The 14,136-nt window shown below is 53.8% G+C and carries 16 protein-coding genes; 15 read left to right on the forward strand and 1 reads right to left on the reverse strand.

Annotation, left to right across the window (positions count from 1 at the left end; all coding sequences use genetic code 11):
• Nucleotides 1–25 precede the first annotated feature (25 nt).
• The 11 genes from lepB to NOR51B_RS15440 all read left to right on the forward strand — a co-directional run bounded on the left by lepB (nt 26) and on the right by NOR51B_RS15440 (nt 9,575).
• A complete protein-coding gene (gene lepB, locus NOR51B_RS11940) occupies nt 26–862 on the forward strand; it encodes a signal peptidase I (RefSeq protein ID WP_009020062.1) in 837 nt (278 codons plus the stop codon).
• An 18-nt stretch (nt 863–880) separates the two neighbouring features.
• Nucleotides 881–1,276 carry a DUF4845 domain-containing protein gene (locus NOR51B_RS11945; protein WP_009021421.1) on the forward strand — a complete coding sequence of 132 codons (396 nt, stop codon included), beginning with the start codon at nt 881–883 and terminating at the stop codon, nt 1,274–1,276.
• A complete protein-coding gene (gene rnc / locus NOR51B_RS11950; RefSeq protein ID WP_050759475.1) occupies nt 1,273–1,962 on the forward strand; it encodes a ribonuclease III in 690 nt (229 codons plus the stop codon). The genes NOR51B_RS11945 and rnc overlap by 4 nt, the downstream gene beginning before the upstream one ends.
• The gene (gene era, locus NOR51B_RS11955; protein ID WP_009019026.1) at nt 1,955–2,857 is read left to right on the forward strand and encodes a GTPase Era; all 903 of its coding nucleotides are present in this window, start codon (nt 1,955–1,957) and stop codon (nt 2,855–2,857) included. Before rnc ends, era begins: the two co-directional genes overlap by 8 nt.
• Nucleotides 2,858–2,859: 2 nt before the next feature.
• Nucleotides 2,860–3,627, forward strand: coding sequence for a DNA repair protein RecO (recO, locus tag NOR51B_RS11960; protein ID WP_040482090.1), 768 nt, complete (start codon nt 2,860–2,862; stop codon nt 3,625–3,627).
• Nucleotides 3,624–3,989, forward strand: a complete 366-nt coding sequence (gene acpS / locus NOR51B_RS11965; RefSeq protein WP_009018995.1) for a holo-ACP synthase — start codon at nt 3,624–3,626, stop codon at nt 3,987–3,989. The genes recO and acpS overlap by 4 nt, the downstream gene beginning before the upstream one ends.
• A 52-nt stretch (nt 3,990–4,041) precedes the next feature.
• The gene (cysM, locus tag NOR51B_RS11970) at nt 4,042–4,953 is read left to right on the forward strand and encodes a cysteine synthase CysM (protein ID WP_230198461.1); all 912 of its coding nucleotides are present in this window, start codon (nt 4,042–4,044) and stop codon (nt 4,951–4,953) included.
• A gap of 2 nt (nt 4,954–4,955) precedes the next feature.
• Nucleotides 4,956–7,187 carry a RelA/SpoT family protein gene (locus NOR51B_RS11975; protein ID WP_040482091.1) on the forward strand — a complete coding sequence of 744 codons (2,232 nt, stop codon included), beginning with the start codon at nt 4,956–4,958 and terminating at the stop codon, nt 7,185–7,187.
• Entirely contained in the window at nt 7,187–8,014 is an 828-nt protein-coding gene (gene mazG, locus NOR51B_RS11980) for a nucleoside triphosphate pyrophosphohydrolase (protein ID WP_009021267.1), read from the forward strand. Before NOR51B_RS11975 ends, mazG begins: the two co-directional genes overlap by 1 nt.
• A 78-nt stretch (nt 8,015–8,092) precedes the next feature.
• Nucleotides 8,093–8,734 (forward strand): adenylate kinase, encoded by a 642-nt coding sequence (gene adk, locus NOR51B_RS11985; RefSeq protein WP_009020044.1) that lies wholly within the window; start codon nt 8,093–8,095, stop codon nt 8,732–8,734.
• A gap of 79 nt (nt 8,735–8,813) precedes the next feature.
• Nucleotides 8,814–9,575 (forward strand): hypothetical protein, encoded by a 762-nt coding sequence (locus NOR51B_RS15440; protein WP_009020773.1) that lies wholly within the window; start codon nt 8,814–8,816, stop codon nt 9,573–9,575.
• A 38-nt stretch (nt 9,576–9,613) separates the two neighbouring features.
• Here NOR51B_RS15440 and mobA read toward each other — a convergent pair whose 3' ends face one another.
• Entirely contained in the window at nt 9,614–10,198 is a 585-nt protein-coding gene (gene mobA, locus NOR51B_RS11995; RefSeq protein ID WP_081443966.1) for a molybdenum cofactor guanylyltransferase, read from the reverse strand.
• Nucleotides 10,199–10,230: 32 nt separating this feature from the next.
• Here mobA and tsaB point away from each other — a divergent pair, with 32 nt between their 5' ends.
• Genes tsaB through trpS form a run of 4 tightly spaced genes read left to right on the forward strand, consistent with a single transcriptional unit; the run spans nt 10,231 to nt 14,055 of the window.
• Entirely contained in the window at nt 10,231–10,920 is a 690-nt protein-coding gene (tsaB, locus tag NOR51B_RS15055) for a tRNA (adenosine(37)-N6)-threonylcarbamoyltransferase complex dimerization subunit type 1 TsaB (protein WP_050759476.1), read from the forward strand.
• The gene (locus NOR51B_RS12005) at nt 10,913–11,722 is read left to right on the forward strand and encodes an undecaprenyl-diphosphate phosphatase (protein ID WP_009019272.1); all 810 of its coding nucleotides are present in this window, start codon (nt 10,913–10,915) and stop codon (nt 11,720–11,722) included. The genes tsaB and NOR51B_RS12005 overlap by 8 nt, the downstream gene beginning before the upstream one ends.
• 14 nt (nt 11,723–11,736) lie before the next feature.
• A complete protein-coding gene (locus NOR51B_RS12010) occupies nt 11,737–13,032 on the forward strand; it encodes a M18 family aminopeptidase (RefSeq protein WP_009019971.1) in 1,296 nt (431 codons plus the stop codon).
• Between the two features lie 15 nt (nt 13,033–13,047).
• Entirely contained in the window at nt 13,048–14,055 is a 1,008-nt protein-coding gene (gene trpS, locus NOR51B_RS12015) for a tryptophan--tRNA ligase (RefSeq protein ID WP_009020065.1), read from the forward strand.
• Nucleotides 14,056–14,136 lie beyond the last annotated feature (81 nt).

The raw sequence follows: 14,136 nt of genomic DNA on the forward strand, positions 1-14,136 counted from the left end.
CCTACCCAGATCCGAGGGAACGAGAGTGAATATTGATTTTCCGCTAATCCTGGTCATTCTTGTTTTTGGCAGCGGTGCTATCTGGTTGGCAGACAGTGTGTTTGCGGCCCGTTCACGTCGAGCAAAGGTAAAGCAGCTGGGCGAAAAATACCCACAATGGCAGCAGGCCGGCAGCGCAGATTCCATTCAGTTCGCCGAAGCCGTTCGACAAGAGGCGGCTGAGCCCGTAATCGTTGAGTACGCGAAGTCATTCTTTCCGGTACTGGCGGCCGTGTTTATTCTTCGATCTTTCATTTATGAGCCCTTCCAGATTCCCTCCTCATCCATGGAACCCACGCTCGATGTTGGGGACTACATTCTGGTAGACAAGTTTAGCTACGGCCTGCGACTGCCGGTTATTCGCAATAAGGTCATTCCTATCGGCGAGCCGGCCCGGGGAGATGTGATGGTGTTTTTCCCACCGCATCAGAACTCCACCTATTATATCAAGCGGGTCATTGGTATACCCGGAGACCGAGTCGAGTACAGCGACAAGCAGTTAAGTGTCAATGGTGACCCACTACCCTTGGAATGGCTCGGGGAGAGTGCCGGCGGGGTGACATTGAACGTCGGTAATGAGACGGTCGATGGTGACGACCATCTCATGCAGGTCGATGACAGGCGGCCGGCCAGGGACTTTTCAATAGTGGTGAAGCCCGGGCATTACTTTATGATGGGCGATAATCGCGACAACAGCAGCGATAGTCGTGTGTGGGGCCAGGTGCCCGAAAAGGATATTGTTGGCAAAGCTGTTGCCATCTGGATGCATTGGGAGTCATTCTTCAGCATCCCATCCTTTGACCGGACTGGTGCTATTGACTGATCAACTGGAGTATTCGCAATGATCTACCCGACGGGGCTAAAAAACTCACAGCAAGGTTTTACCTTCTGGGGGGTCGCTCTCAATCTTCTGGTGCTTGGTGCGGTGTTAATTCTGGTGCTCCGGATAACGCCGACCTACATGGAATATCTCACGGTTAAGGACGTCCTGAACCGGGCGGTTCAGGAATTCGACCCTGAGCTGGAAACTCGATCTGATTTGAAATTACGTATCGGCAAACTCCTGCGCACCAGCCAGATTTACGATTTCACTCTGGATGACGTCGATATCATCCGGGAGCGAGACATATTGGTCATCAACGCCAATTACGAACGTCGATTTCCGATCATCTGGATCATCGATGGCGTTATGAAGTTTGAGGATTTGGTGATTGAAACACCTCCGGCTGGAAGTTGACCTCCTCGTTATCCGCATTGCGTCGCCAATCGCTCGAACAGGCGATAGGCTACCACTTTCGCGATTCCACACTGCTGCAACGGGCACTTACCCACCGCAGTGCCAGTAGAGCCAATAACGAGCGCCTGGAATTTCTGGGGGACTCAGTTATCAATCACATTGTCGCCGAGGCCCTTTTTCTCAAGTTTCCCGACGCAGATGAAGGGCAGTTAACACGACTCAGAGCGATCTTGGTTCGTGGTGAGTATCTCGCGGGTCTAGCCCACGGACTTGAATTGGCAGACGCGTTGATACTGGGGGCTGGCGAGCGCAAAAGTGGTGGCCGTCAGCGGCGCTCCATACTCGCCGATGCAGTGGAGGCCATTGCTGGGGCCATGCTGATCGATAGTGAGTTCGCCACAGTGCGGAAGGTCGTATTGCAGTGGTATCACGAGGGGCTGGATGAGATAACGCTTGATGCGGTAAAGGATCCCAAAACCCGGCTTCAGGAATGGCTGCAGGCACGGGGGGAGGAGCTCCCGAGCTACGATTTGGTTCAGGTCGATGGTGAAGATCATCGACAGTCATTTACGGTAACTTGTCAGCTTGCGGGTCGCGATCTGGCGCTCACCGGGCGGGGCAGTAGTCGTCGAAGAGCAGAGCAGGCGGCGGCAAAGGCCACCCTGGAGCGATTGGAAAGTGACTGAAGACAAACCCTCCAAATGCGGATACGTCGCTATCGTCGGTCGACCCAATGTGGGCAAGTCGACGCTTTTGAATTACCTGCTTGGTCAGAAGATCAGCATCACCTCTCGAAAACCACAAACTACACGTAATCAGGTGCTGGGTATAAAAACGGATGGCAATACCCAGATTATTTTTGTCGACACCCCTGGGATTCACAGTTCAGAGCCAAGGGCAATTAACCGATTTATGAACCGTACAGCCGCTGCAGCGGTCAACGATGTCGATCTTGTTCTACAGGTTTGCGATCGGAATCGCTGGACCGAAGAGGACGATTTGGTACTCAGTGCGGCATCAAAAAGCGCGGCTCCCGTCGCTCTCGTTATCAATAAGGTAGACCTGCTGGATCACCCTGATCAATTGTTGAACTTCGCAGAGACGATGACCCAGAAACACAACTTCACTGGGGTTTTCCCCATTTCAGCCCTGCGTAACAAGCAGCTCGATACCCTCGATGATTTTATCGCCGATAAAATGCCCGAGGGACCTCATTTTTTTCCCGATGATCAGGTGACTGATCGGAGCGAGCGCTTTCTGGCCGCAGAGCTTATTCGCGAAAAAATCGTCCGCCAGCTCGGGGACGAGCTGCCGTATACCACCGCGGTCGAAATCGAAGATTTTTCGCTACAGGGTAAAACCCTTCATATCGCGGCGCTTATCTATGTCGAGCGAGATGGCCAAAAGCGGATATTGATTGGTGAGGGCGGTAGCCGATTACGGTCCATCGGTACCGACGCACGCAAGGATATGGAACGAGCCTTCGATAGCAAAGTGATGTTGAAGTTGTGGGTCAAAGTAAAGTCTGGCTGGTCAGACGATCTCCGCGCTCTTCGCAGTCTCGGTTATGAGGATCGCTGAAGGTGCTGCCTTCGCTACAGCCTGCTTGGGTGCTGCATCGGCGTAGCTACGGCGATAACGGTCTGTTACTCGAAGTTTTCACGCATGAAACCGGTCGCCTGTCAGCGGTAGCAAAAGGCGTGCATCGTCGCTCCAGGGGCGGTGCAAAATCAGGTCTGCTACAACCGTTTACCCCTTTGCTGATTACCCTGGCGGGAAATTCAGATCTGAAGCAGTTACGGCAAATAGAGTCTGCCGGGGCCAATTTGCGACTCGATAGGGAGGCGATGATCAGCGCGTTGTACGTGAATGAACTGCTCGTGCGTTTGCTGCCGAAATTTGATCCACAGCCGCAGTTATTCGCGGACTACGGTTCGTCGCTACAGGATATGAAGGCAGGTGGTAACGAGCCGGTGTTAAGGCGTTTCGAATGGCGGCTTCTTGAAGCGTTGGGTTACCAGCCCAATTTGTCCTGTGATGTTTTGGGCGAGTCACTGCTTGGCCATCGACGTTACGCCCTGGACCCAACCCGGGGTCTTGTCGGTGTGGATGATACGGAGACTGACAATAGCGGCTTTACAGGGAACACCTTGATTCGTGTCATCGACGCCCTTGAAAATCATTCCGAGTTTGATAGAGAGGCGCTTGCCTGTGCCAAATACATCAGCCGCCGCGCCCTGAAAGTGCAACTGGGTGACAAACCTCTGCGCAGTCGTGAGCTTGCCCGTGCTTTCCTATCCGGTTCAACGAGGGTGCCCGCTGCCCGCGCCGACGGGCTAAACCCCCGATGATTGGCCTCGGTACCGACATTATCAAAACGTCCCGTATCGAGGCGGCGTTATCGCGGCACGGCGATCGCTTTGTCCATCGTATTTTGTCCGCCGGCGAGCGGGTCCGGTATCGCCCAGGTGATGTGCATTTTCTGGCGAAGTCATTTGCCGCAAAAGAGGCGGTAGCCAAGGCCCTGGGGACAGGCTTTAGAGAGGGTATAGGGTGGCGCCATATTATTATTGAGCGCGACACTCTTGGAGCACCGGTGGTCAGGCTCGAAGGTGCTGCCGCAAAACGACTTATAAAGATTGGCGGTAAACGAGTATTATTGAGTATCGCTGATGAGTACGATTGTGCGCTGGCTCACGCCGCCGTCGTCTAATCCCTTAAAACCACTCACATCTGGTTGTTCTCAACATCAAGGTGATCCATTCATGACTGGCTCGGCTGTGAACTATCCCACTATTGAAAGCGTTATCGGCAACACGCCATTAGTGCGACTGCAGCGCCTTGGTGGCGATACGACCAATACCCTTTTGGCAAAGCTGGAGGGCAATAACCCCGCAGGTTCAGTCAAAGATCGGCCGGCGATGTCGATGATCGCGGAGGCCGAGGATCGAGGCGATATAAACCCCGGCGACACACTGATCGAGGCAACCAGTGGCAATACCGGTATCGCACTGGCGATGGCCGCAGCAATTCGAGGTTATCGAATGCTCTTGATTATGCCTTCGCATATGAGCGATGAGCGTAAACAGGCTATGGCGGCCTACGGTGCCGAGTTGATTGAGGTGACCTCGGACGAGGGCATGGAGGGCGCTCGGGATCTCGCGCTCGCCATGGAAGCCAGGGGCGAGGGCAGGGTGTTGAATCAGTTTGGCAACAGCGATAACCCGCTGGCTCATTTTCGTACTACCGGTCCTGAGATCTGGCGCCAGACCGAGGGCCAAATTACTCACTTCGTCAGTTCGATGGGAACTACGGGAACCATTATGGGGGTTTCCGCCTACCTTAAGACCAAAAACCCCGACATCCAGATCATAGGACTACAGCCGGAAGACGGTTCAGCAATACCGGGGATTCGCCGATGGCCCGAAGCTTACTTGCCGAGTATTTATGATGCCGCCCGGGTGGACCGGGTCATGGACCTGTCGCAGGAAGAATCCGAAGTCATGATGCGGCGACTGGCGCGCGAGGAGGGTATTTTCGCCGGTGTGTCCTCGGGCGGATCAATTGCCGCCGCACTGAAAATCAGTAAAGAAGTCGAAAATGCCACGATTGTAGCTATCGTGTGCGATCGGGGAGATCGATACCTCTCCACCGGAGTTTTCGCGGCGGGCGACTGACGATGGTTCAAACTCGCATATTGCCGGCTTTCGATAACGCTAACCCACAGCAGCTCTCAGAGTGGATTTGTGAATTGCCCACAGAGCTCAATGACCGCGAGCGGGATCAATTAATGCTTGCGATTGAGACGGTCAATGGTACGACCACGCAAGAAGGTGTTAGCACGCGCGATTGGGCGGGTGACGAAACGCCGCTTGCGGTGGGTCTGGAGATTGTCCATATCCTCGCCGAACTACGCCAGGGTGGCGATGCCCTGGTCGCGGCGATGCTGTATCGGGCTGTACGGGAGCAGCGATTATCGCTGGACGTCGTGCAGAAATCATTTGGCACCGGTGTCTGCGGGTTACTCGATGGCGTACTGCGCATGGCGGCTGTCAGTGAGTTGCGCGGTGACAGTGATGCGCCGGTTCTGGGTCAGTCGTCATCCCCCAATACCAATGTTCGACAAATGCTCGTAGCAATGGTTGATGATGTCAGAGTCGCCTTACTCAAGCTGGCGGAGCGCACGGTCGCGATGCGGGTATTACGCACAGCCTTACCCGAGCAGCGCATACCGATTGCCCAGGAGGTCTACGACGTCTATGCGCCGCTGGCTCACCGGCTGGGTATCGGACACCTGAAGTGGGAACTCGAGGACTTTGCTTTTCGCTACCTGCACGAGGATGCCTATCGTCGCATCGCCAGGCTCTTGGATGGGCGACGCAAGGATCGCGACCGTTTTATCGAGCGAGTCAGCGCGGAACTCGGCCTGAGTCTGGATCGTGCGGGTGTTGATTACGAGTTGTCGGGGCGCGCAAAGCATATCTACAGTATTTGGCGAAAGATGCAGCGCAAAGGTATAGGTTTTTCCCAAGTCTACGATATACGTGCGTTGCGTATATTGGTTGACAGTACCAAGGACTGTTATCACACCTTGGGTATCGTCCACAGTATTTGGCGCAACATCCCCAATGAATTCGACGATTATGTCGCCAGTCCCAAAGAAAATGGCTACCGGTCGCTGCACACCGCGGTAATTGGGCCTGAGGGGAAAATTCTTGAGGTTCAAATTCGCACCCATCAAATGCATGAGGAAGCGGAGCTTGGGGTATGCGCCCACTGGCGCTACAAGGGCAGTGACCGAAGCAAAAAACAATCAAACACCTATGAGCAAAAGCTAGCCTGGCTGAGGCGCGTGCTCGAATGGCATGAGTCTGTGGGTGACGATGAAACCACAGCGCAACAGTTTAGCTTTGAATCCACACAAGACCGGGTTTACGTGTTTACACCCAAAGGTGATGTGGTCAGCTTAATGCAGGGCGCGACTCCTCTGGATTTTGCCTACCACGTGCATACGGAGGTGGGGCATCGATGTCGAGGGGCCAAGGTCAACGGCAAGATTGTACCTCTCACCTATCGATTACTCACCGGAGAACGAGTAGAGATTCTTACCGGTAATGAATCGAGGCCACGTCGAGACTGGCTACAGACTGGCTCGGAGTTCCTGATAACCCCCCGCGCGCGCAGTAGCGTTCAGCAGTGGTTCAAAGCCCAGAACCGGGATGACAATATTGCGGCGGGCCGCGCCCTTGTTGAGCGTGAGTGTTCCCGGCTGGCGCTAACGTCAATCAATTATCGCGAGATGGCGAAGCAGCTAGGCCGTCCGCGGGTAGACGATCTGTTTGCCGCGGTCGGGTCTGGAGACATTTCTTCAGAGCAACTGTTGCGCGCGGCACAGAGCGTTGTGGGTGATACGCCGCAAAATCCATTAAAGGTTGTGGCACCCTCCCAGCACCTACACAGCGATGCAATTCAGGTCGACGGCGTGGGCAATATGCTGACCCAATTTGCTCGCTGCTGCATGCCGGTGCCGGGCGACGAAATTGTGGGTTACATCACGCGCTCAAGAGGGGTTTCAGTGCATCGTCGGGACTGTAATCGCGTGTTGTCGCTAAAGCAAAATACCCCTGAACGTATTATTGCGGTGTCCTGGGGCGGACTCGATGACCAGCGTTTCGAGGTCGAAATTGCCATTGAGGCCTATGATCGGCAGGGATTGCTGGCCGATGTTACCGGTTTGATGGCGCGCAACCGCGTGAATGTTACTGAAGTGAACACCCTGAGCGATCGGGCCGACAATACGGCCCGCATGCGTTTGCGCCTGGAAGTTGCTTCGCTTGAGTCTCTGAGTTCAGTACTTAACAAGTTGGGTCAGCTTGATAATATCGTGTCCGCCAACCGGGTGTTGGACTGATGGATTCCTCAAACCTTCAGCACTACACCATTAACGACCTTCTTCATGTGATGAGCAGACTCCGGCATCCTGATCTGGGTTGCCCCTGGGATTTAAAGCAAAACTTCAAAAGCATCACGGCATCGACTCTGGAAGAGAGTTATGAATTGGTGGATGCCATAGAGCGAGAGGATATGCCTCACGTCGCTGAGGAACTCGGTGACCTGCTGTTCCAGGTAATTTTTTATTCCCAGCTTGGCAAAGAAGCCGGGGATTTTGATTTTGATTCAGTCACCCATACCCTGGTAGAGAAGTTGATTCGACGGCATCCTCACGTATTTGCCGGTGGCGACATCGATGGTGTGGTGCAGGGAACGGCACCAATCGCTGAGGTTAGTGATACGTGGGAGGCCATTAAAACCGAGGAACGTCGGGAAAAGTCTCATCACGGTATACTCGACGATGTACCCCATAGTCTGCCTTCACTATCCCGGGCCCAAAAATTGCAGAAACGAGCGGCCGGTATCGGTTTTGATTGGCAGGAGCTTTCAGAGGTTATTGACAACCTAGAGGCCGAAATTCAGGAGCTCAAGCAGGCACTGGAGCAGCAGCAGGTTGCCGCTATTGCCGACGAGATGGGGGATGTGTTTTTCAGTGCGGTTAATGTAGCGAGGCATCTGGGGCTTGATTCTGAAAAGACCCTCCGTCAATCCAGTCGTAAATTCGAGAACCGGTTCAGACAAATGGAAAAGGAAGCCGATTCTGAGGGAGTCGCACTGAGCGAACAAAGCAGCGAACAACTCGAGCAACGCTGGCACCGGGTCAAGTCGACCAAAGGCAACTTGTAACCCATGTTAAGGCTGTGTAGTTTTGATGGTCTTTTTTTCCATTAACCCACGAGCACATTACAACGAAGGGGCACTTTGATGAAAATTATTCTTTTGGGGGCACCCGGAGCGGGCAAGGGCACTCAAGCCCAGTTCCTCTGTGATCATTACGGAATCCCCCAGATATCGACAGGTGACATGCTGCGTGCCGCCGTGGCTGCCGGTACCGAACTGGGAAAACAGGCGAAGTCGATCATGGATAGCGGTGGCCTGGTCTCCGACGATTTGATTATTGCCCTGGTAAAAGACCGTATTGAGGCGCCCGATTGTGCCGGGGGATGCTTGTTTGACGGGTTTCCGCGAACTATTCCGCAGGCTCAGGCGATGGTCGATACCGGTATTTCTGTCGATCATGTGATTGAAATCGCGGTTGAAGACGAAGCGATTGTGAAGCGATTGAGTGGAAGGCGAGTGCACCCTGAAAGTGGTCGTATCTATCACATCGAGCACAACCCACCGCATCGCGAAGGTATCGACGACGAAACAGGCGAGCCGCTGATTCAGCGCGACGACGATCAGGAAGAGACCATTCGCCATCGGCTTAGCGTCTACCATGAACAGACTCGACCACTCGTTGATTTTTATCAGAATCTCGATGGGCCACGCTACCATCGAATAAATGGTATCGGCAGCGTAGAGTCAATTACCGGCCAAATTCGCAAAAGTCTTGAAAGTCAGTAGTTATTCGCACTCAACGGCTTGTGTCGTTTGTTAAACGCTGCTAGTTTTCAATCAGCCTCGCTGGTCACTGGAGAAAAAAATGGCAACCGCAAAAAAACGAAAAGCTTCACCGAAAAAAACAGCCGCAAAAAAAACGGCTGCCAAGAAAAAATCGACAGTAAAAAAGAAGTCGCCGACGAAAAAGTCTGCCGCTATTTCTACGCCTGGAATCAAGCGGGCTGAAGCGGCTCTCGCAAAGATTGTTCGTCAGATCGACGCCGACTCTACGAGTCTCAAGCAGGCGCGTGAGAAGGCCAAAAAGGCGCGGGCGGCTGCAGATAAACGCGGTCAGGAGGCGGCTAAAAAGGCGGTTGCTCGGATCAGTGATCGCCTGAAAAAGGCTCGTGAAAAGGCAAAGGAATCCCGCAGTCGGCTGAGAGCAACTATCGCCGCTGCGAAAGCGAAGGCGAAACAGACCGCCGCGAAAGAAAAGGCAGCTGCCAAGAAGGTAGTTGCCAAAAAGAAGAAAACGGTAAAAAAAGCGGTGGCGAAGAAGAAGTCTACTGCGAAGGCAAAGGTCACCAAGAAGAAGAAAGCGGTCGCGAAAAAGAAGTCAGCGGTTAAAGCTAAAGTGACCAGAAAGAAAAAAGCGGTTGCCAAGAAAAAGACAGCGGTGAAAGCCAAGGTAACCAAAAAGAAAAAGGCAGTTGCCAAGAAAAAGTCAGCGGCCAAAGCCAAAGTGACCAGGAAGAAAAAAGCGGTTGCCAAGAAAAAATCCGCGGTCAAGAAGAAGGCCGCCAAGAAGAAACCAGCACCCAAGAAGAAGGGTGCGGCTAAGCGCAAGGCGGCAAAGAAAAAATAGGCCGTGGTTGCAAAAAAAAACCGGCTTCGGCCGGTTTTTTATTTCAGTTGGTCGGGGTTATTGGCATCGCGTGGGTTATCGCCAGGGGAGAGCACCCTTTTTCTCAGGTCGAGACATTGAACAAGCCCATTAAGTGATCGACCTCCGGTTTCGAGGAAGCGCTCGATGAAAGGTAGCGCGGACCTTTTCAGTAACAGGCACCCGCTGGTTAGTCTGGATTCGTCGACGACAGCCACGCCCAGATCATCGGCATTGAGTTCCTCAAGCAGCCGTCGTTTTAGGTCGACGGGGATTGTGATTAGATCACTGGGCACAATCATCATCAGTTCGTTAGCGCTGGCGGACAGCAATGCCAGGATGCCGAAGCAGGGTCCATTATCCGGTGACCGATCACAGACCAGCCGGTTCGCGTAGTGACTATAGAAAAAGGGTGTCGATCGGCAGTTGATGATGATCTCACCATAAGCATCACTTTCGACAAGGCTATTGACCAGCAGGGGTTTACCGCGAAACGCAATCATGGATTTTTCCCGCCTGCCCCATCGCAGACCTGTGCCCGACGCCAAAATACCGAGTGAACAATGCCCGCTTGTGTTCAAAGAGGTCTCCTGCTGTGGGATCATACGGCCCCGCCGATCCGGAACCGTCCTCCCCAATGCGCACTATTCTTGCATTTGATACCGCTACTGAATACTGCTCCGCCACATTCGTATGCGAAGGCACCGTTAATGCTGAAGTGGAGCGGCTGCCTCGGGCCCATAACAAACACCTGCTAGCCATGATAGACCGAGTTCTTGATGGCACCCCACTGGACGGTGTGGACGTGATTGCCTGCGGTATTGGGCCAGGCTCTTTTACCGGGTTGAGAATCGCAGTTAGCGTTGCCCAGGGACTCGCCTGGTCGCGAGAAATACCGCTGCAGCCTTTTTGCTCCCTTGAGGCTCAACTGCGAGCTGCCGTTGCAGCTGACCTTGTTCCCACATCTGGCCGAGTCTTGAGTACTCTTGATGCGCAGATTGGGCAACTCTATTGGCGCTGGTTTGAGTATGGAGAGAGCCATTTTTCGCCCATGGGTCCGCCGCAGCTGAGTGCAGCTGATGCAGTATCGTTTCCCAACGAACCCACAGCGATCATCGGTAATGGCATACACTTGTTGGACGTCCTCGTCGGATTTTCAGACATTCCCAGAGTCGGCGAGGTCGAGTTGTGCACGGCACCAATGGCGCGCCATCTGGCGCAGTCTCCCGAAAGCACTATGACCTTAAAAGCCGGCGATCTGATGCCTCGCTACGTGCAAGACACAGTGGGCTGGAAAAAACTGACAGAGCAGGGCTCCCGTGATTGATTGGCTTCAGGTATCGGTACTCGCTGTTATTCAGGGACTCACTGAATTCCTGCCTATTTCCAGTTCGGCGCACCTGCTGCTTCCCGCCGAAATTCTGGGCTGGCCTGAGCAGGGGATGCTGTTCGATGTTTCCGTGCACATGGGTACCTTGCTTGCAGTGGTGACGTATTATCGGCGGGAACTGTTAAATTTGGTGGGAGGGCTGTTCACGGCTGAAGCTGTAAACGGCTCGTCCCGACATGAGATGTTGGTATTGATCGTGGCCACGCTGCCCGCCGTAGTGTTTGGATTAATTGCTGAGGACTTTATTGGGTCTCAGCTCCGGGGGGCTATGGTTATCGCGGCGAATACGCTGATTTTTGGCGTGCTACTGGGTGTGGCTGCGGCGCTCGGCAGGCCAGCAATTCGTGGAGGTGAAGTCGAATTCATTGGTCTTTGGCAGGGAGTATTGATTGGCATAGCCCAGGCGTTTGCACTTATGCCGGGAGTTTCGAGATCTGGTGTCACAATCTCGGCGGCCATGCTGCTCGGGTACCGGGCTGACACAGCGGCCCGATTTTCTTTCTTATTATCCATTCCCATTATTGCAGGCGCGATGAGTCTGCTATTGGCGGGGGTACTGACCGCAGAGCAAAGCAGCCCGGTTTCGTGGTCGATGCTGTGGGTGGCAGGCTGTCTCGCAGCGATCGCTGCGTTCAGTACGATTGCCGCTTTCATCACACTTCTGGACCGAATTGGTCTTATGCCCTTTGTCGTCTACCGCCTTTTAATGGGGCTGGCGCTAATTGCCCTGTTCTACTGAGGAGAACACAACTGATGATCTCGACTGCACCGGTCGTACCTGAGCTGCTCGACTTCCTTAACGAGGCGACCACCCCTTTCCATGCGGTAGATGCCATGGCATGGCGATTGGCAGCGGCTGGTTTTACTGAGCTCGATAACCTGAATAGCCGAGATATCGAGGCCGGACGTGGATATTTCACGATTCGTAATAACAGTTCGATCATCGCCTTCAGGGCGGGTCGTGCACCGCTTTCAGCTGGCGCAAGGCTGATTGGCGCGCATACCGACAGCCCCAATCTCTCAATTAAACCCAATCCGTTGAAGATCCGGCATGGTTTTGTCCAGCTGGGCGTTGATGTCTACGGGGGTGCACTACTCAACCCCTGGTTTGATCGTGACCTGTCGATTGCCGGTCGAGTGAACTTTGTTGACCAGCATGGCGTGCTTCAAGATGCCCTGATTGACTTTGGAAGGGCAGTTGCAACCATCCCGAGTCTCGCCATTCATCTGGATCGAGAGGCCAACCAGAATCGAAGCGTTAACCCCCAAAAAGACATTTTACCGGTACTCCTTAATGCGGATAAATCGGACGGTCAGATTACCCTCCAGGCGTTACTCAGCGAGCAGCTCAGAATCCAGTATCCCGAGTACGAGGATTTGCGTATTATCGATTTCGAGCTGTCGCTATACGACGTTCAGAAAGCGGCAGTCATTGGCCTTAATGAGGAATTCATCGCTTCGGCGCGTCTCGACAACCTGTTGAGCTGCTTTGTCGGTATGAAGGCGCTCATTGACGCGGAACCCCATGGGTGGTCTTTTCTTGTCTGCACCGATCACGAAGAAGTGGGCAGCTCGTCAGCCATTGGTGCCCAAGGTCCATTCTTGATCGATGTATTGCATGCCTTATCGAATTCTGATGATGAAAATCGGTCCCTGCGTCAACATTCCTGGCTGTTATCCGTGGACAATGCGCATGGGATTCACCCCAATTTTTCCGATCGCCACGACGAAAATCATGGTCCCCTGATGAATGGCGGCCCCGTGATCAAGGTCAATCGCAATCAGCGTTACGCCACGTCGGGCATGGGCGCTGCAATGCTGAAATTGCTGGCTGAATCTGCCGAAGTCCCCATTCAAACTTTTGTTGTGCGCTCCGACCTCGGCTGCGGCAGTACGATTGGACCGATTACTGCCGCCGAGACCGGTATCAGTACGATCGATCTTGGTGTACCTACTCTCGGGATGCATTCAGTGCGAGAGCTCGCAGGCGCAGCCGATGTCGATTATCTGAACAGACTGCTCATCCAATTTCTAAACCACCGGGCGTAATTCGGAGATTTACCCATGCCAAACCAACGTGTTCTTACCGGAATAACCACCAGTGGTACGCCGCATCTGGGTAACTATGTCGGCGCCATCAAGCCCGCGATTGAGGCGTCAAGGCGATCCGACACCGACGCTTATCTCTTTCTCGCGGATTATCATGCGCTCATTAAGTGTGAGGACCCTGAACAGGTGGCGCGCTCGAGTAAAGAGATTGCCGCGGCGTGGCTGGCGTTGGGGCTTGATCCCGCGGGCAGTCATTTTTACCGTCAATCAGACATTCCCGAGGTGGCGGAGCTTTGCTGGATACTGTGCTGCAATACGGCAAAGGGCTTGATGAATCGGGCGCATGCTTACAAAGCAGCGGTTCAGGCTAATGACGCCAGTAACGACGATCCTGACTTCGGCATCAAGATGGGACTGTTCTCCTACCCGATTCTCATGGCGGCCGATATTTTGATATTTAACGCGGAGCGGGTTCCTGTCGGGCGTGACCAAATCCAACATGTTGAAATGGCTCGCGATATCGCCCAGCGCTTCAATCACCATTACGAGCCGCTGTTTACGCTGCCGGAGGCGGTAGTCGATGACAATGTCGCTGTGCTTCAGGGGCTTGATGGTCGAAAAATGAGTAAAAGTTATAACAACACCATCCCCCTGTTTGAGGGTGAGAAAAAGCTGCAGAAATCGATTAACAAGATAAAGACCAACCTGCTCGAGCCTGGCGAACCCAAGGATCCGGACGACTCTATCGTGTTCCAGATCTGGTCGGCGTTCGCCGATAACGAGCAGCGAGAATCAATGCGACAGGACTTTGCCGATGGCATTGCCTGGGGCGAAGCCAAGAAGCTGCTTTTCAAACGTATTAACGAGGAACTGGCACCGGCGCGTGAGCGCTATCAGTATCTAATGGATCACCCTGGCGAGCTGGAGGATATTATGGTGGCAGGCGCCGAACGCGTGCGGCCCCAGGCAAGCGAGCTGTTGCGACAAGTACGTGATGCCATTGGATTACGCGCCTATGCCTGATGTGAATCTCATGGCTGTGATCGGAACGTGGCGAGCTGAGCCGATCCAGCCGTATCTGCCACTAGCGATCGGGGGATAATC

Origin of the sequence: Luminiphilus syltensis NOR5-1B (genome assembly GCF_000158175.1) — a bacterium.
Classification (GTDB): Bacteria; Pseudomonadota; Gammaproteobacteria; order Pseudomonadales; family Halieaceae; genus Luminiphilus; species Luminiphilus syltensis.

Excerpts from the sequence above, each read along its gene's own strand:
- NOR51B_RS15440 (WP_009020773.1), top strand. The coding sequence starts at position 8,814 with ATGGCAACCGCAAAAAAACGAAAAGCTTCACCGAAAAAAACAGCCGCA.
- tsaB (WP_050759476.1), top strand. The coding sequence starts at position 10,231 with ATGCGCACTATTCTTGCATTTGATACCGCTACTGAATACTGCTCCGCC.
- NOR51B_RS11945 (WP_009021421.1), top strand. The coding sequence starts at position 881 with ATGATCTACCCGACGGGGCTAAAAAACTCACAGCAAGGTTTTACCTTC.
- mobA (WP_081443966.1), bottom strand. The coding sequence starts at position 10,198 with ATGATCCCACAGCAGGAGACCTCTTTGAACACAAGCGGGCATTGTTCA.
- NOR51B_RS12010 (WP_009019971.1), top strand. The coding sequence starts at position 11,737 with ATGATCTCGACTGCACCGGTCGTACCTGAGCTGCTCGACTTCCTTAAC.
- cysM (WP_230198461.1), top strand. The coding sequence starts at position 4,042 with ATGACTGGCTCGGCTGTGAACTATCCCACTATTGAAAGCGTTATCGGC.
- mazG (WP_009021267.1), top strand. The coding sequence starts at position 7,187 with ATGGATTCCTCAAACCTTCAGCACTACACCATTAACGACCTTCTTCAT.
- trpS (WP_009020065.1), top strand. The coding sequence starts at position 13,048 with ATGCCAAACCAACGTGTTCTTACCGGAATAACCACCAGTGGTACGCCG.
- adk (WP_009020044.1), top strand. The coding sequence starts at position 8,093 with ATGAAAATTATTCTTTTGGGGGCACCCGGAGCGGGCAAGGGCACTCAA.
- acpS (WP_009018995.1), top strand. The coding sequence starts at position 3,624 with ATGATTGGCCTCGGTACCGACATTATCAAAACGTCCCGTATCGAGGCG.
- NOR51B_RS11975 (WP_040482091.1), top strand. The coding sequence starts at position 4,956 with ATGGTTCAAACTCGCATATTGCCGGCTTTCGATAACGCTAACCCACAG.